General features: G+C 59.6%; 14 protein-coding genes. 10 read left to right on the forward strand and 4 right to left on the reverse strand.

Features of this window, described 5'->3' with window-relative positions:
- The 7 genes from U6037_RS19005 to U6037_RS19035 all read left to right on the forward strand — a co-directional run bounded on the left by U6037_RS19005 (position 1) and on the right by U6037_RS19035 (position 6,333).
- Complete coding sequence (locus U6037_RS19005) at positions 1-1,065, forward strand: microcin C ABC transporter permease YejB (RefSeq protein ID WP_322844132.1); 1,065 nt, start codon at positions 1-3, stop codon at positions 1,063-1,065.
- Complete coding sequence (locus U6037_RS19010; RefSeq protein ID WP_322844133.1) at positions 1,065-2,087, forward strand: ABC transporter permease; 1,023 nt, start codon at positions 1,065-1,067, stop codon at positions 2,085-2,087. The genes U6037_RS19005 and U6037_RS19010 overlap by 1 nt, the downstream gene beginning before the upstream one ends.
- A 1-nt stretch (position 2,088) precedes the next feature.
- Positions 2,089-3,723, forward strand: a complete 1,635-nt coding sequence (locus U6037_RS19015) for an ABC transporter ATP-binding protein (RefSeq protein ID WP_322844134.1) — start codon at positions 2,089-2,091, stop codon at positions 3,721-3,723.
- A 167-nt stretch (positions 3,724-3,890) separates the two neighbouring features.
- On the forward strand, positions 3,891-4,412 hold the full coding sequence (locus U6037_RS19020; protein WP_322844135.1) for a DUF3455 domain-containing protein: 522 nt from the start codon (positions 3,891-3,893) through the stop codon (positions 4,410-4,412).
- A gap of 164 nt (positions 4,413-4,576) precedes the next feature.
- Positions 4,577-5,110, forward strand: a complete 534-nt coding sequence (locus tag U6037_RS19025; RefSeq protein WP_322844136.1) for a sigma-70 family RNA polymerase sigma factor — start codon at positions 4,577-4,579, stop codon at positions 5,108-5,110.
- Positions 5,107-5,799, forward strand: a complete 693-nt coding sequence (locus U6037_RS19030) for an anti-sigma factor domain-containing protein (protein ID WP_322844137.1) — start codon at positions 5,107-5,109, stop codon at positions 5,797-5,799. The genes U6037_RS19025 and U6037_RS19030 overlap by 4 nt, the downstream gene beginning before the upstream one ends.
- A 132-nt stretch (positions 5,800-5,931) precedes the next feature.
- On the forward strand, positions 5,932-6,333 hold the full coding sequence (locus tag U6037_RS19035) for a hypothetical protein (RefSeq protein ID WP_322844138.1): 402 nt from the start codon (positions 5,932-5,934) through the stop codon (positions 6,331-6,333).
- A 70-nt stretch (positions 6,334-6,403) separates the two neighbouring features.
- Here U6037_RS19035 and U6037_RS19040 read toward each other — a convergent pair whose 3' ends face one another.
- Positions 6,404-7,495: a DUF1615 domain-containing protein gene (locus U6037_RS19040; protein WP_099756727.1), complete on the reverse strand. Its 1,092-nt coding sequence runs from the start codon at positions 7,493-7,495 to the stop codon at positions 6,404-6,406.
- Between the two features lie 273 nt (positions 7,496-7,768).
- On the opposite strand from U6037_RS19040, the gene U6037_RS19045 reads away from it, so the two are divergent.
- On the forward strand, positions 7,769-9,973 hold the full coding sequence (locus U6037_RS19045; RefSeq protein WP_322844139.1) for a TonB-dependent siderophore receptor: 2,205 nt from the start codon (positions 7,769-7,771) through the stop codon (positions 9,971-9,973).
- A 412-nt stretch (positions 9,974-10,385) separates the two neighbouring features.
- Complete coding sequence (locus U6037_RS19050) at positions 10,386-11,921, forward strand: FAD-dependent oxidoreductase (RefSeq protein WP_322844140.1); 1,536 nt, start codon at positions 10,386-10,388, stop codon at positions 11,919-11,921.
- Positions 11,922-12,045: 124 nt separating this feature from the next.
- Here U6037_RS19050 and hemB read toward each other — a convergent pair whose 3' ends face one another.
- From hemB to U6037_RS19065, 3 genes are all read right to left on the reverse strand, one after another.
- Entirely contained in the window at positions 12,046-13,020 is a 975-nt protein-coding gene (hemB, locus tag U6037_RS19055; protein WP_016985320.1) for a porphobilinogen synthase, read from the reverse strand.
- A gap of 241 nt (positions 13,021-13,261) precedes the next feature.
- Positions 13,262-13,960 (reverse strand): glutathione binding-like protein, encoded by a 699-nt coding sequence (locus U6037_RS19060; RefSeq protein ID WP_322844141.1) that lies wholly within the window; start codon positions 13,958-13,960, stop codon positions 13,262-13,264.
- 85 nt (positions 13,961-14,045) lie between these two features.
- Positions 14,046-15,455: a hypothetical protein gene (locus U6037_RS19065; protein ID WP_322844142.1), complete on the reverse strand. Its 1,410-nt coding sequence runs from the start codon at positions 15,453-15,455 to the stop codon at positions 14,046-14,048.
- A gap of 406 nt (positions 15,456-15,861) precedes the next feature.
- Here U6037_RS19065 and U6037_RS19070 point away from each other — a divergent pair, with 406 nt between their 5' ends.
- The gene (locus tag U6037_RS19070; RefSeq protein WP_322844143.1) at positions 15,862-16,536 is read left to right on the forward strand and encodes a histidine phosphatase family protein; all 675 of its coding nucleotides are present in this window, start codon (positions 15,862-15,864) and stop codon (positions 16,534-16,536) included.
- Positions 16,537-16,570: the final 34 nt, after the last annotated feature.

The raw sequence follows: 16,570 nt of genomic DNA on the forward strand, positions 1-16,570 counted from the left end.
ATGCTGCGCTATCTGAGTCGACGTTTGCTGCTGATCATCCCGACGCTGTTGTGCATTCTGGTGGTGAATTTTCTGATTGTGCAGGCCGCGCCCGGTGGCCCGGTGGAACAAGCCATTGCCCGTCTGCAAGGCTTCGGCGGGCACGGCATGGGCAGCGGTGGCGAGGTCGCCGCGATTGGCGGCGCCGGGCGCAGCAGCCGTGGTCTCGACCCGGCGCTGACCGAGGAAATCAAACACCATTACGGTTTCGACAAACCGCTGCACGAACGCCTGTGGCTCATGTTGAAAAACTACGCGCAGCTGGATCTGGGCAGCAGTTTCTTTCGCGGCGCCAAGGTCACCGATCTGATCGTGCAGAAGCTGCCGGTGTCGCTGTCGCTGGGTTTGTGGGCGACATTGATCACCTACCTGATTTCGATTCCGCTGGGCATTCGCAAAGCGATCAAGAACGGCAGTGCGTTTGATGTCTGGAGCAGCACGGCGATCATCATCGGCTATGCAATGCCGGCGTTCCTGTTCGCGATTCTGCTGATCGTGGTGTTCGCCGGCGGCAGCTACGTCAACTGGTTTCCGGTACAGGGGCTGGTCTCGGACAACTTCGATAGCCTCAGCACGCTGGGCAAGGTCGGCGACTATCTCTGGCACCTGGTGCTGCCGGTGACGGCGTTGGTGATTGGCGGGTTCGCCACACTGACGATCCTGACCAAGAACAGCTTCCTCAACGAGATCAGCCGTCAGTACGTCATTACCGCACGGGCCAAGGGTCTGACCGAGCGCCGCGTGCTCTACGGCCACGTGTTTCGCAACGCCATGCTGCTGGTGGTGGCCGGTGTGCCGTCGGCGCTGATCGAGGTGTTTTTCGCCGGCTCCCTGCTGATCGAAACCATTTTCAACCTCGACGGCCTCGGGCGCATGAGCTACGAGGCGGCAGTGTCGCGCGACTACCCGGTGGTGTTCGGCGCACTGTTTCTGTTCACCCTGTTCGGCCTGTTGATCAAGCTGATCGGCGACCTCTGCTACACCCTGCTCGACCCGCGCATCGACTTCTCGGCGAGGACTGCCTGATGTTCACTCTTTCTCCTCTCGGCCAGCGCCGCGTTGCGCAGTTCAAGGCTAATCGACGTGGACGCTGGTCGTTGTGGCTGTTTATCGGTCTGTGCCTGATTTGTCTGGGCGGTGAGTTGATCGCCAACGACAAACCGCTGGTGATCCGTTATCACGACGCTTTTTACTTCCCGATCCTCAGCGATTACCTGGAAACCGATTTCGGCGGCGAGCTGCCGTTCCAGCCGGATTACGCCAGCAGTTACGTGCACAAGTTGATCGAGGATCAGGGCGGCTGGATGCTGTTTCCGCCGATTCCGTTCAGCTACGACACGGTCAATTACGACCTCAGCGAACCAGCGCCAAGCCCACCTTCTTCGAGCAACTGGCTGGGCACCGATGATCAGGCGCGCGACGTGTTGGCGCGGGTGATTTTCGGCACGCGGATTTCGATTCTGTTTGCGCTGATCCTCACTGCTGTCAGTGCGTTGATCGGCATCGTCGCCGGGGCGTTGCAGGGTTATTACGGCGGTTGGGTCGACTTGCTCGGGCAGCGCGTGCTGGAAATCTGGTCGGGGTTGCCGGTGTTGTACCTGCTGATCATTTTGTCCGGGTTCGTCTCGCCGAGTTTCTGGTGGTTGCTGGGGATCATGGCGCTGTTTTCCTGGCTGGCGCTGGTCGATGTGGTGCGTGCTGAGTTCCTTCGCGGGCGCAATCTCGAATACGTCAAAGCCGCGCGCGCCTTGGGCCTGACCGACAACGAACTGATGTGTCGGCACATCCTGCCCAACGCGATGACCTCCACCCTCACCTACCTGCCGTTCATTCTGACCGGCGCCATCGCCACGCTGACCGCACTGGATTTTCTCGGCTTCGGCATGCCGGCGGGTACTGCATCGCTGGGCGAGTTGATCGGTCAGGCCAAGCGCAATCTGCAAGCGCCGTGGCTGGGGCTGACGGCGTTTTTTGCCTTGGCGCTGATTTTGTCTTTGTTGGTTTTTATTGGTGAGGCTTGCCGTGATGCATTCGATCCCCGGAGCTGAGATGAACGACAATTTGATCGAGATCCGCGATCTGCGCGTGGCCTTCGCCGGGCAAGAAGTGGTGCACGGTTTGAACCTGGATATTCGCCGTGGCGAATGTCTGGCACTGGTCGGTGAATCCGGCTCGGGCAAGTCGGTGACGGCGCATTCGATTCTGCGTTTATTGCCGGGCAAGAACGTCAGCAGCAGCGGCGCGATCCGCTACAACGGCGTGGATTTATTGCACGCCAGCGAGCAGCAGATGCGCGGCTTGCGCGGCAACCGCATTGCGATGATTTTTCAGGAGCCGATGACCTCGCTCAATCCGTTGCACACGGTGGAAAAGCAAGTCAGCGAAGTGTTGGAGATTCACAAAGGCCTGAAGGGCCGCGCCGCCCGCGAACGGACGTTGGAGTTGCTGGAACTGGTCGGTATTCGCCAGCCATTGCAGCGTTTGAAAGCCTATCCGCATCAGCTCTCTGGTGGGCAGCGGCAACGGGTGATGATTGCCATGGCGCTGGCCAACGAGCCGGAGTTGTTGATTGCCGATGAGCCGACCACGGCGCTGGATGTGACGGTGCAGCAGAAGATTCTTGAGCTGCTGATCGAATTGCAGCAGCGGCTGGGCATGTCGCTGCTATTGATCAGTCATGACCTCAATCTGGTGCGGCGCATCGCGCAGCGGGTGTGCGTAATGCGCCATGGCGAGATTGTTGAGCAGGCGGATTGCGAAGCGCTGTTTCGGGCGCCGCAGCATCCTTACAGTCGTTTGTTGATCGAGGCCGAACCGAGCGGTGCGCCGGTGCCGAGTGAATACGATCACAACCTGCTCGAAGTCGATGATTTGAAGGTGTGGTTTCCGTTGCCCAAAGCGCTGTTCAGTCGGCAGCAGGATTACATCAAAGCGGTGGACGGGGTCAGTTTCACCCTGCAACGGGGCAAGACCTTGGGGATCGTTGGCGAGTCGGGTTCGGGCAAATCAACGCTGGGTCAGGCGATCCTGCGGCTGGTCGAATCCGAGGGCAATATCCGTTTTGGCAACAAGCAACTGAGCCTGCTCAATCAGCGTTTGATGCGGCCGTTGCGCCGGCAGATTCAGGTAGTGTTCCAGGACCCGTTCGGCAGCCTCAGCCCACGGATGTCGGTGCAGCAGATCATTGCCGAAGGCTTGCTGACTCACGGTATCGGCACCGAGGCCGAGCGGGAGGCGGCGGTGATTCGCGTGCTGGAGGAAGTCGGCCTCGACCCGCAGAGCCGCCATCGTTATCCCCACGAGTTTTCCGGTGGGCAGCGCCAGCGCATCTCTATTGCCCGCGCACTGGTGCTGGAACCGGCGCTGATTCTGCTCGATGAACCGACCTCGGCGCTGGATCGTACGGTACAGAAACAGGTGGTGGAGTTGTTGCGGCAACTACAAATCAAACATGGGCTGACCTATTTGTTTATCAGCCATGATCTGGCGGTGGTGCATGCGTTGGCGCATGACTTGATGGTGATCAAGGACGGCAAGGTTGTGGAGCAGGGTTCTTCACGCGATATTTTCGCCGCGCCGCAACATCCCTACACCCAGGAACTCCTGAACGCCTCCGGCCTCAAGCCCGACACAAAACCCTGTGGGAGCGAGCCTGCTCGCGAATACGGTGTGTCAGTCACATAAGTGCTGGCTGGCCCGACGCCTTCGCGAGCAGGCTCGCTCCCACAGGGGTTATTGTCGGGTTTGAAATTTATTATCCGGGCACTGCATCCAAACGCCTCCGTCACGGGTAGTCCCTGTAACAGCCCTCTTCGGCTGTCAGCGGTTTACCCTTTTCGGAGATAACACTGATGAACATCACCCAGCTGATTGGCCTCACCGGTTTGCTTGTCCTGTCCTCGACGACCTTCGCCCAAAGCAGCTATCCAGACGCGATCAAAGTCCCTGACGGCCACAAGATCGCGATGGAAACCACCGGTGTCGGCGAGATCACTTACGAATGCCGCGACAAAGCCAATATGCCGGGGCAGACCGAGTGGACCTTCGTCGGCCCGAAAGCGGTGCTCAATGATCGCAGCGGCAAGCAGGTCGGCACCTACTTTGGCCCACCGGCCACTTGGCAGGCCAAGGACGGTTCGAAAGTCACCGGCACGCAACTGGCCGTGGCGCCGTCGACTCCGGGCAACCTGCCCTATCAACTGGTCAAGGCCAACCCGGCCGAGGGCAAAGGCGCGATGAGTGGCGTGAGTTACATCCAGCGTGTCGCGCTCAAGGGCGGCGTGGCACCGGGCAGTGAATGCACGGCGGCAAACAAGGGCAAGCAGGAAGTGGTGAAGTATCAGGCCGATTACATCTTCTGGGCGGCGAACTGATCTCCGGAACACCACAAATCCCCTGTAGGAGTGAGCCTGCTCGCGATAGCGGTATCCCAGTGACGTGAGTGTTGGCTGACACGACGCCATCGCGAGCAGGCTCACTCCTACAAGGGGAATTATGTGTTCTGGATGTTTGGGGAATGTGAGCTAGATTGCACGACATGTCTTTAGCCCAATCCACATTCGATTACGAAGCCCGCCTCGCTGCCTGTGCCCGTGGCGAGCGCGCGGCCCTGCGCGATTTGTATGTGCAGGAAGGCCCGCGCTTGCTCGGCGTGGCCAAGCGGCTGGTGCGCGATACGGCACTGGCGGAGGACATCGTTCATGAGGCGTTTATCAAGATCTGGAACGGCGCGGCGGGGTTTGACCCGGCGCGCGGTTCGGCGCGTGGCTGGATGTTCAGCGTGACCCGGCATCTGGCGCTGAATCTGCTGCGTGATCACGGGCGGGAAACGCCATTTGACGAAGTCCACGAGGTGGCTGTGGACGACAACGGGTACGACGCTCCCGCGCATTCCGCGCGCATCCACGGTTGTCTGGAACAGCTGGAGCCGCAACGCCGCCGCTGTATCCTGCACGCCTACGTCGACGGTTACAGTCACGCGCAGATTGCCGCGCGCCTCGATACGCCGCTGGGCACCGTCAAGGCGTGGATCAAGCGCAGCCTCAACGCATTGCGGGAGTGCATGGGATGACCAGCGAATCGGCGCAGGAACGTGATGAACTGGCTGGCGAATATGTGCTCGGCACATTGCCTGCCGAGCAGCGCATCGAGGTGCAACGGCGCTTGCCCGACGACCCCGAATTACGCGCAGCAGTAGATGCCTGGGAGCGGCGTCTGCTGGAGTTGACCGATCTTGCGCCTGCGCACCAACCGTCGGCGCAGTTGTGGCCGCGCATTGAGCGCAGCCTCGAACGACTCACGCCGAAAGCGCCATCGACCTCATGGTGGAATCTGCTGCCGCTCTGGCGCGGGTTGAGTGCTGCCGGATTGGCCGCGACGTTGATCCTGGGTTCGATCCTGTTGACCCAGACCACGCCGAAACCGAGTTATCTGGTGGTGCTGGTCGCCCCGCAGGACAAGGCTCCGGGCTGGGTGATCCAGGCGAGCAATTCGCGGGAGATTCAATTGATTCCGCTGGGTGTGGTCGAAGTGCCAGCGGACAAGGCGCTGGAATTCTGGACCAAGGCTGATGGCTGGCAAGGGCCGGTGTCGCTGGGTTTGGTCAAACCGGGTCAGGCCTTGTCGGTGCCGCTGGACAAGCTGCCGCCGCTGCAACCGAACCAGTTGTTCGAACTGACGCTAGAGGGCGCCAATGGCTCGCCGATCGGCAAACCAACCGGGCCGATTCAGGCGATCGGGCGCGCTGTGAAGGTGCTGTAAGGCTCTACTCTGCGGCTCCTGGCAAACATCATCGGCATCGATGTTCACCATCACGGCAATGAAGTTCTCATAAAAAATCCCGGGCGTAACATCTGCTCCATACCAACCAACAACACCCCGGAGCACACCCTAATGAAACGCCAAACCCTTCTCGGCATCGCTTTCTCGGTCTTCGCTATCAACGCTTTCGCCGCTACCCCGGCCCACACCATGATCGCCGAAGGCGGCTCGGACAAATTGATCGAAAGCCGTTTGGCTGAAGGTGGTGCGGATCGTCTGCTCGAACGCCGCGTTGCCGAAGGTGGTTCGGATCGTCTGCTCGAACGCCGCGTTGCCGAAGGTGGTTCGGATCGTCTGATTGAACGCCGCGTTGCCGAAGGTGGTTCGGATCGTCTGATTGAACGTCGCGTTGCTGAAGGTGGCTCGGATCGTCTGATTGAACGTCGCGTTGCTGAAGGTGGCTCGGATCGTCTGATTGAACGTCGCGTTGCTGAAGGTGGCTCGGATCGTCTGATTGAACGCCGCGTTGCCTGATGAATGGCGGCAAGCGCAACACCCCAGAGAAACCCGGCTCCCTTAGCCGGGTTTTTTATGCATGGGTGTTTTATCCGGCCTTGGCCATGCAGCGCTTGTAGCGCTCGTCCACGCGTTTGGCAAACCATGCGGTCGTGAGTTTGCGGGTGATCTTCGGGCTCTGCAGCACGATCCCCGGCAACACCGCACGCGGCAGCTTTTTCCCCTCCGCTTGCTCCGCCAATTCGAATACCCGCTGATAGAGTTTGGTCTCTTCGAACTCCAGGGTTTTGCCCTTCTCCAGTTGATCGCGAATGGTCGGGTTGCGCATGCCCAATGACTTGCCGAGGGTGCGCACCGCCAGCTCCGTGCCGCCGGGCATGATCGAGTCGTAGCGAATCAGGTCGCCATCGAGCGCCAGTGGAATGCCCGACGCGCGGCTCACGGCGTTCTGAAACGCGGCATTGCGACTGGCGTACCAGCCGGCATTGAAATCAGCAAAACGATACAGCGGCTCGCGATAACTCACTGGATAGCCGAGCAAATGCGCGATACCGAAATACATGCCACCACGCCGACTGAACACTTCACGGCGGATCGTGCCATCCACCGGATACGGGTAATCCTTGGCGTGCTGTTCGGCAAATTCGATGCTGACCTGCATCGGCCCGCCGGTGTGCACCGGGTTGAAGCCGCCGAACAGCGTGCGGCCCATCGGCACCCGACCGATGAAGTCGTCGAAAATACCACTGAGTTCTTTTTCACTGCGCGCCGCATTCAGGCGTTCGCTGTAGGTCTTGCCGTTGGTTGAGCGCACTTGCAATGCGCCGCTGACCAACAGGCTGGGAATGTGCACTTTGGCAGCGCGACGGTCGATTTCGTCGCGGGCGATTTTGCCCAGGCCCGGCACGGTGGGATCGGCCTGAAAGGTGGATTCCTGTTCGGCAACGGCCAGCACCGAACACAGGTTTTGCGTGGTCGGGCTGATGTTCTGCGCGGCAAACGCGGCATAGATATCGGTGGCCCAGCCCTGGCGATCAGCGGTCTTGGCCGGCATCAGCCGCACGATCTCAGCTTTTACTTCAGCAGGCGCGCGTGGCACCGGTTCCTGACTGCGCTGCCCTGCGCAACCGGCGAGCACCAGCAGTGCGGCGAGCGTGATCGGTAATTGAAAGTTGTGCATGAAGCTTTATCCAGTCCGTTAAGCCCGAACCACCATACACAATCCGTGTAGGAGCTGCCGCAGGCTGCGATCTTTTGATTTTAAAAAACAAGATCAAAAGATCGCAGCCTGCGGCAGCTCCTACAGGTGATGTGTGTTTTGAGAGGGTGATGACAAACTGATTGCAAAACGTTACTGAGAAAACCTATCATTTGCACCTGGAGTCGCATTTGCGCAAGGAGTTCCGCGCCGCCCTTACTTTTTCCAACCGGCCGCGCGCCTCCAGGTCCCTACATGCCCGCTTCAGCTCGACTCGCCGTCCCGTTTCGCCCGACGCTTCTCGCCCTACTGTGCTCCCTGACTGTCACCGCTCACGCCGCCGAAGGCGATAACAAGGCGCTGGTGCTGGACGACGTCAACGTCAATGCTCAGGCCCCGACGCCTAACGCCCTGCCCCCGGTTTACTCGGGTGGTCAGGTCGCCCGTGGTGGCCAGCTCGGCGTGCTGGGTAATCAGGACATGATGGACGTGCCATTCAGCGCCGCCTCCTATACCGAGCAACTGATTCAGGATCAACAGGCCGAAGACGTCGCCGACGTGTTGCTCAACGATTCGTCGGTGCGTCAGGCCTCGGGGTTTTCCAACCAGTCGCAGGTGTTCATGATCCGCGGCTTGCCGCTGAACGGCGACGACATTTCCTATAACGGTCTGTACGGCGTGCTGCCACGGCAGATCATTTCCACCGACGCGCTGGAGCGCGTGGAAGTGTTCAAAGGCCCGAACGCCTTTATCAACGGTGTGACCCCGACCGGTTCCGGCATCGGTGGCGGCGTCAACCTGCAACCGAAACGCGCCGGCGATGTGCCGCTGCGTCGTTACACCACCGACATCAACAGCGAAGGCCGCATCGGTCAGCACTTCGACATCGGCCAGCGCTTCGGTGAAGACAACCGCTTCGGCGCACGGATCAACCTGTCCCAGCGCGAAGGTGACACCGGTATCGATCACGAGAACCAGCGCTCGAAACTGTTCGCCATCGGCCTCGATTATCGCGGTGACGCCCTGCGCATCTCCGGCGACTTCGCCTATCAGAAAGAACGCGTCAACGGTGGCCGCAACTCGGTCAACCTCGGCACCGCCACGCACATTCCCGACGCGCCATCGGCCGACACCAACTACGCGCCGAAGTGGGGCTACACCGACATCGAAGACACCTTCGGTATGCTCCGCGCCGAGTACGATCTGAACGACAACTGGACCGCGTACGCGGCCGGTGGCGCCAAGCACACCCGCGAAGTCGGGCGCTACAACTCGACCACCCTGGTCGGCAACAACGGCGCTTCGTTCACCACTGGCTCGTTCATTCCGCACGATGAAGACAACACCAGCGTCATGGCCGGCCTCAACGGTAAATTCGATACCGGTCCGGTCAGCCACAAGCTCAACTTCGGCCTGACCGGCATCTGGGCCGAACAGCGCAGCGCCTATGATTTCGACCTGACCAAGTACGCCAACAACATCTACCACCCGGTACAGACACCGTCGCCGGTGGGCAATTTCGCCGGCGGCGATGTGAATGATCCGGGCATCGTCGGCAAAACCTTCAACCGCAGCATCGCGCTTTCCGACACCCTCGGTTTCTTCGATGATCGCCTGCTGGTCACCGCCGGTCTGCGCCGTCAACAACTGGTGGTGCAAGGCTACAACTACGCCAGCTGGGGCAGCGGCGACCGCAAGTCGAGCTACGACGAATCGATCACCACACCGGTGTACGGCGTGGTGTTCAAGCCATGGGAACATGTGTCGTTCTACGCCAACCACATCGAAGGCCTGGCCCAGGGCCCGACCTCGCCGACCAGCACCGGCGGCTTCCGCGTGACCAACGGCAACGAAGTCTATGCACCCGCGCGTTCCAAGCAGACTGAAGTCGGGGTGAAAGTCGACATGGGCACTTACGGCGCGAGCCTGGGTGTTTATCGCATCGAACAGCCGAGCGATGGTTACTGCGAAATCGACAGCGCCACCACCTGCACCTACGTACGTGAAGGCGAGCAGATCAACAAAGGCGTAGAAATGAACGTGTTCGGCGAGCCGATCCAGGGCCTGCGCCTGATCAGCGGCCTGACCCTGATGGACACCGAGCTGAAGAACACCCTCAACGGCGCCAATGACGGCAACCGTGCGATCGGCGTGCCGACCTTCCAGTTCAACGCCGGCGCTGACTGGGATGTACCGGGCCTGCAAGGTGTCGCGCTGAATGCGCGGATGCTGCGTACCGGCGGTCAATACGCGGATGCGGCGAACAACCTCAGCCTGCCAACCTGGAACCGCTTCGATGCCGGTGCGCGTTATGCGTTCAAGGTGTCGGAGAAGGACGTGACCGTGCGTCTGGGTGTGGAGAATCTGGCGAACAAGAAGTACTGGGAATCGGCTCAGGGTGGTTATCTGACGCAGGGTGAACCGCGGGTTGCCAAGTTGTCCGGCACTATTGATTTCTAACGCTGAAAAGCCCTCACCCTCAAAAGCCCCTCACCCTAGCCCTCTCCCGGAGGGAGAGGGGACTGATTGCGGTGTTCTTTCGAGTTACGCCGACCTGAACCATCGTGTCGAACTCAGGTTTTGAAAGGCACCCAAATCGGCTCCCTTTCCCCCTCGTCGTTTAAAGGAGAGGGGACTGACCGTGGTGTTCTTTCGAGTTACGCCGACCTGAACCATCGTGTCGAACTCAGGTTTTGAAAGGCACCCGATCTGCTCCCTCTCCCTCGGGAGAGGGCTGGGGTGAGGGGCCACTATTTACGTCACACAACAGCACCCCAGCCGAACACCATCAAAACATCCCCGTCTGGCCGATCAACTGGCCACCCTCTCCTCCTGATCCATACTTGCTGCACAGCAAACGGAGGACAGGCCCATGAACCGCAGCGACGTCCTGATCATCGGCGCTGGCCCGACCGGGCTGGTGCTAGCCCTGTGGCTGAGCAAACTCGGCGTGCGCGTGCGCATCATCGACAAAACTTCCGCGCCCGGCACCACTTCGCGAGCGCTGGCGGTGCAGGCGCGCACCCTCGAGTTGTACCGGCAACTGGACCTCGCCGACACCGTGGTACGCAACGGTCATCGAGTAGCGGCGGCGAATTTCTGGGTCAACGGTAAACCGGTCGCACAGTTGCCGCTGAACCGCATCGGCGAAGGTCTGACACCCTACGCGTTCGTCGAAATCTTCCCGCAGGATGAACACGAACGGCTGCTGATCGAGCGGCTCGAAGATTACGGCGTCACGGTCGAACGCGACACCACGCTGGAAAGCTTCGAAGAAACCGGCGACGGCCTCACCGCGCATTTGCGCCTGCCCGACGGCGAACAGGAAATCTGCCAGGCCTGTTATCTGGCGGGCTGCGACGGTGCCCGCTCAGTGGTGCGCAAAAGCCTCGACAGCGGTTTTCCCGGCGGCACTTATCAGCAGATTTTCTACGTGGCCGACGTCAAGGCCAGCGGCCCGGCGATGAACGGCGAGTTGCACCTGGATCTGGATGAAGCGGACTTCCTCGCCGTGTTCCCACTGGCCGGCGAAGGCCGTGCGCGGTTGATCGGCACCGTGCGTGATGAACGTGCGGATCGCGCCGAAACCCTGGAATTTTCCGATGTCAGCAGCCGCGCCATCGACCATCTCAAGGTGCACATTGAAGACGTGCACTGGTTCTCGACCTACCGCGTGCATCACCGCGTGGCTGAGCACTTTCGCAGTGGCCGCGCGTTTCTGCTCGGCGATGCCGCGCATGTGCACAGCCCGGCGGGCGGTCAGGGCATGAACACCGGCATCGGCGACGCGATCAATCTGGCATGGAAACTTGCCGCCGTGCTCAGCGGCGGCGCCGAGCCGAACCTGCTCGACAGCTACGAAACCGAACGCATTGCCTTCGCCCGTCGGCTGGTGTCGACCACCGACAAAGTCTTCAGTTTTGTCACCGCCGAAGGGCGTATGGCCGATCTGCTGCGCATGCGCGTGGCACCGTTTCTGATCCCGAAAATGGCCTCGTTCGAGGCCAGTCGCGAGTTCCTTTTTCGCACGGTGTCGCAAGTCACCCTCAACTATCGCGGCATGCCCCTGAGCCAGGGCGCGGCCGGCCATGTGCACGGTGGTGACCGCTTGCCGTGGGCGCATGATGGTGAGGGAGATAATTACGAACCGCTCAGACAGCCGTGCTGGCAGGTGCATGCCTACGGCGACACCAGCGACGAAATGATCGCCTGGTGCCAGGAGCACCATTTACCGTTGCATGTGTTCGATTGGCGTCCCGCGTTTGAAACGGCGGGGTTGGGACGTAACGGTTTTTATCTGCTGCGCCCGGATACGTATGTGGCGATTGCCGAGAACAGTGCGGATCCGAAGGTGATTGAACGCTACTTCCGCGATCACGGCATCCGGACCTACTTCAACTGCCCCTGACCCACCAAAATCCCTGTAGGAGTGAGCCTGCTCGCGATAGCGGTGTATCAGTCGCCATTAATGTTGACTGACAAGACGCTATCGCGAGCAGGCTCACTCCTACAATTTGGATTTGCGGTGTTGCTTAGATCCCCGCCAATGCCAAATCCATCGCAAAGTAAGTGAAGATCAAATCCGCACCCGCACGCTTGATCGCACCCAGGCTTTCACGTACCACGCGATCCTCATCGATCGCCCCGGCCTGTGCGCCGAACTTGATCATCGCGTACTCGCCGCTGACCTGATACGCCGCCAGCGGCAGGTTCGAGGCTTCACGGATATCGCGGATGATGTCGAGGTACGCACCGGCCGGTTTGACCATCAGCGCATCGGCGCCTTCCTGCTCGTCGAGCAGCGATTCGCGCAGGGCTTCGCGGCGGTTCATCGGGTTCATCTGATAGCTTTTGCGGTCGCCCTTCAGCGCGCTGCCGCCGGCTTCGCGGAACGGGCCGTAAAGCGCCGAGGCAAATTTGGTCGAATAGGCCATGATCGGAATTTGAGTAAATCCGGCCGCATCCAGGGCCTGGCGAATCGCCCGCACCTGGCCGTCCATCGCTGCCGATGGCGCGATCACATCAGCACCGGCGCGGGCCGCCGCCACGGCTTGCTTGCCGAGGTTGATCAGGGTCTGGTCGTTGTCGACTTCATGGTTGTGCATCACGCCGCAGTGGCCGTGATCGGTGTATTCGCAGAAGCAGGTGTCGGACATCACGATCATCTCCGGCACGGCATCTTTGGCAATGCGCGACATGCGCGAGACCAGACCTTCTTCGCGCCAGGTGTCGCTGCCGTTGCTGTCCAGATGATGCGACACGCCGAAGGTCATTACCGACTTGATGCCAGCGCGGGCATAGCGCTCGATTTCGCTGGCCAGTTTGCGCTCGGGAATGCGCATCACCCCGGGCATGCTGTTGATCGGCACGAAGTCGTCGATTTCTTCTTCGACGAAAATCGGCAGCACCAGATCATTCAGACTGAACTCGGTTTCCTGGAACAAGCTGCGCAGGCTCGCATTGCGGCGCAGACGGCGGGGACGTGCTTCGGGGAACTGACTGGACATGGGGCCTTTCCTGAAAACGGCAGATGAGACGAAAGTCGTAGGGGGCGAAGCTTATGCCTTGCGGGGGGTGGGGTACAAACCTGGATCAATCAAGAGTGCGTTACCGGGGGTGTAATAATCCCAGAGAGTACCCAAATCTCCTGTAGGAGCTGCCGAAGGCTGCGATCTTTTGATCTTGCTTTTAAAAATCAACATCAAAAGATCGCAGCCTTCGGCAGCTCCTACAGGGGGATGTGTGGTGTCAGGAGGGAATGGTCAGGCCGCGAATGACCGCTGGGCGCGCGAGAAAACGCTCAAGCACGCGGGTGACATTCGGGAAGTTCTGAATGCCGACCAGATCACCCGCCTCGTAAAAGCCGATCAAATTACGCACCCATGGAAACGTGGCGATATCGGCAATGGTGTAGCGCTCGCCCATGATCCAGTCACGCCCCTCAAGCCGGCCATCGAGCACTTTGAGCAGTCGTTTGCTTTCGTCGACATAACGATCACGCGGACGCTTGTCTTCGTAGTCCTTGCCGGCGAATTTGTTGAAGAAACCGAGCTGGCCGAACATCGGGCCGATGCCGCCCATCTGGAACATCAGCCACTGAATCGTTTCGTAGCGCAGCGCGCCTTCCTGGGCCAGCAACTGGCCGCTTTTGTCGGCCAGATAAATCAGGATCGCCCCCGACTCGAACAGCGGCAGTGGCTGGTCGCCGGGGCCGTGCGGGTCGAGGATCGCCGGGATCTTGTTGTTCGGGTTCAGCGAGAGAAACTCGGCGGACAACTGATCCTGGGTATCGAAAGCGACCTTGTGCGGCTCGTACGGCAGGCCGATTTCTTCGAGCATGATCGAGACTTTGACGCCGTTGGGCGTCGGCAAGGAATAGAGCTGAATCCAGTCTGGGTACTGCGCCGGCCATTTCTGGGTGATCGGGAACGCGGACAGATCGGTCATGGGAAGCATCCAGTCACAAATTAAAGGCTGATCATAAGGTAGAGCGGTCGACGGCTGCGATCTTTCGGCTTGCACTCAGCTCACATCAATCATCGCCCGCAATGGCGGGCCGCTCATGCCCTGTTGCACTTCGATGTAACGCCTGCAGGCTTTTCGCAGCAAAAACAAGACTGTCAGCATTGTTCACCGCCATCTGCGCGCGCATTTGCGGATTGACATTGAACAGCTCGACGGCCGAATGAAGATCCAGATCGTCGCCAAGCCCCAGATAATCACTGATATAGAACAGGAAGCTATCGTGATCGTCGCCGAAGGCCTTCATGTATTCGACCGTCAACCCACCGCGCATGATCACTTGCGACACAACACGCTCCGGGACCTCGTAGGTGTCAGTCGAAACCGAGCGCAGCAAATCGCGCAGATGGTTTTTTACATAGAAAAAATCCCCCGCGTTGGGTCCTATGGACTTGAACCGGTCGATTCGGTTGGTGTGCAACATTTCATGGCCCAGCGACATACACAAAAGCCCGGGCTGCATGAACTTTCGATTGAGGAACAGGCGGCCGTGAAAATCTCTTTTGTACATCCACGCTGCAGCATTGTCGTTGGAATTGACGCCGAGAAACTTGGTCTCCCCCCAAACACCTTGATACTCCCTGGAGAGTCCCAGGCCTCGCGAGACTGAATCAGCGAATTGCGCGGTGACCGCTCGGTGATCGCTGCCGAAGAAGCTTTCGAAAACCTGATCGGTTTTCTGCAGTTTCAACGCTATGGCTTGGCCGGCGTCATAAAAAATATCTTCTACCTGGCGCAGTTCCGAGCGAATGAGCTTTGCCTGTTCTGCTGTGAACTCCTTCAAACCACGTGCGAACAGGGTGGTGCCGAAGGCTGTGCCAAGCTCGAACGCGTCACCGCTGCCAACATGGACTCGTTGTTTATCGATCCTGTCATTTTTTGCATCACGAATGAGTTCATCGATATCGATGTCAATGACATTGCCTTCGTCAGCAGCCGACCGGGTCCTTTCAAGTTTCCACATTCTGCTTTGCGCATCGAAGTACAGCGGCGGCCCCGAAGCCACCAATTCGGACACAAGGGTTGCTCGATACTCTTCGCTTGTTGCGCTTTGCCGCACCTGAACGATTTCGCCGGGAGCAATATCGACGTATTGACGCCCCTTGATCAGCCTCAGGCCCTGAGCATCGGCCGCCGGCAAAGTGGCCGGCGATTTCAGACGATAGTGCTCAAGTGATTCGACAGCTGAACGAACAGGCATGGCCTCGGAGGGCGCTATTGGAGAAACCTTGACAGTGGCGGGTGGAGTCTCTGGCTGATGGGTAGCCGACTCCTGAAGTTGATCGTCACCGAAACGAAAATTTTTGTTCGCCGGGCTGTCGTCGCCGAGCACACCGCTGGCTCTTTTACCCGTTGAGTTTGCGACGGTCGGCCCCGAGCCGGACGATGAGTGGTTGGCGGGTTTGCGCGCAATGCCCATAAAAATCCTTTTTTTTGAGAGAGTTGCCCAACGAAAAAACCGGGCAAACGTCGCGATGGTCGTCTATCGCACAGGCGCCATTGCAACCGATCGCGATCCGCTGCGTGCGGTACATATGTATTGCACATACGTTGAGGTTTTATGTATTGCGGGGGAATCAAGATCGAAAGTTCGCTGCCGCGTCGAACCGTAACATCCTGTCGCTAACCTGTGCCCAAGCCGTTGAAGTTTGCCGCTAAAGTGCCGCGCACTCGCATGGATCGAACCAAATCGGCCTCAGGGGACTCTGAGCTATGCCTTTCTCGCAGAGGAAGCTGTTCACGACAGGGAAAACACCCGGTGCTGGGAGCCCGCGGTGTAAAGGTTTGTCAGCCTTAACTGAATTTGCTGAAGAACCTTTTATTTCATGACGAACCTTATGCGTTTCGCCAAACGCTTCAAACATCGTGCGTATGTGGCCCTGCCTTCCCTGCTGGCTGTCAGTGCGCTGTTCCTGTCGCTCGAATCCAGCGAGAGCCGCGCGCAACCGGTGGACGGCACCCAGACCTTGGTGTTCCTGCGCCACGCAGAGAAACCCGAGGGCGGTCTTGGCCAGCTCAACTGTCAGGGCCTGAACCGCGCCATCGACCTGTCGACCCTGCTGCCGGAAAAATTCGGCAAGGCCGATTACGTGTTTGCCGCCAACCCGACGCGCAATGTCGAGGAAGGCGAACTGGACAACTCCTACAGCTACATTCGCCCGCTGATGACCATCAGCCCTGCCGCGATCAAGCTCGGCCTGCCGGTGAACATCGAATTTTCGGCCAACGACACCAGCGATCTGGCCCGCGAGCTGCTGGAAGACAAGTATCACAACTCGACGATCTACACCGCCTGGTCCCACGGCTACCTGCCGGAGCTGATCAACAAGGTGGCGGGCAAAGCGCTCGGCGAGAAACAGAGCATCACCGAGGACTGGGCGGGCAACGATTTTGACTCGCTGTACGTGCTGACGCTGACCTGGCACAACGGCAAGGCCAGTTTGCAGAGCCACAGCTACAAGCAGGGGCTGGATAACGGCAAGGACACCTGTCCGACCTGAGTTTTGTGTGGCCTGGCCCGGCCCTTTCGCGAGC

Source organism: Pseudomonas sp. B33.4, from assembly GCF_034555375.1.
In the GTDB taxonomy this organism is placed as follows: Bacteria; Pseudomonadota; Gammaproteobacteria; order Pseudomonadales; family Pseudomonadaceae; genus Aquipseudomonas.

Excerpts from the sequence above, each read along its gene's own strand:
- U6037_RS19005 (WP_322844132.1), top strand. The coding sequence starts at position 1 with ATGCTGCGCTATCTGAGTCGACGTTTGCTGCTGATCATCCCGACGCTG.
- U6037_RS19010 (WP_322844133.1), top strand. The coding sequence starts at position 1,065 with ATGTTCACTCTTTCTCCTCTCGGCCAGCGCCGCGTTGCGCAGTTCAAG.
- U6037_RS19015 (WP_322844134.1), top strand. The coding sequence starts at position 2,089 with ATGAACGACAATTTGATCGAGATCCGCGATCTGCGCGTGGCCTTCGCC.
- U6037_RS19020 (WP_322844135.1), top strand. The coding sequence starts at position 3,891 with ATGAACATCACCCAGCTGATTGGCCTCACCGGTTTGCTTGTCCTGTCC.
- U6037_RS19025 (WP_322844136.1), top strand. The coding sequence starts at position 4,577 with ATGTCTTTAGCCCAATCCACATTCGATTACGAAGCCCGCCTCGCTGCC.
- U6037_RS19030 (WP_322844137.1), top strand. The coding sequence starts at position 5,107 with ATGACCAGCGAATCGGCGCAGGAACGTGATGAACTGGCTGGCGAATAT.
- U6037_RS19035 (WP_322844138.1), top strand. The coding sequence starts at position 5,932 with ATGAAACGCCAAACCCTTCTCGGCATCGCTTTCTCGGTCTTCGCTATC.
- U6037_RS19040 (WP_099756727.1), bottom strand. The coding sequence starts at position 7,495 with ATGCACAACTTTCAATTACCGATCACGCTCGCCGCACTGCTGGTGCTC.
- U6037_RS19045 (WP_322844139.1), top strand. The coding sequence starts at position 7,769 with ATGCCCGCTTCAGCTCGACTCGCCGTCCCGTTTCGCCCGACGCTTCTC.
- U6037_RS19050 (WP_322844140.1), top strand. The coding sequence starts at position 10,386 with ATGAACCGCAGCGACGTCCTGATCATCGGCGCTGGCCCGACCGGGCTG.
- hemB (WP_016985320.1), bottom strand. The coding sequence starts at position 13,020 with ATGTCCAGTCAGTTCCCCGAAGCACGTCCCCGCCGTCTGCGCCGCAAT.
- U6037_RS19060 (WP_322844141.1), bottom strand. The coding sequence starts at position 13,960 with ATGACCGATCTGTCCGCGTTCCCGATCACCCAGAAATGGCCGGCGCAG.
- U6037_RS19065 (WP_322844142.1), bottom strand. The coding sequence starts at position 15,455 with ATGGGCATTGCGCGCAAACCCGCCAACCACTCATCGTCCGGCTCGGGG.
- U6037_RS19070 (WP_322844143.1), top strand. The coding sequence starts at position 15,862 with ATGACGAACCTTATGCGTTTCGCCAAACGCTTCAAACATCGTGCGTAT.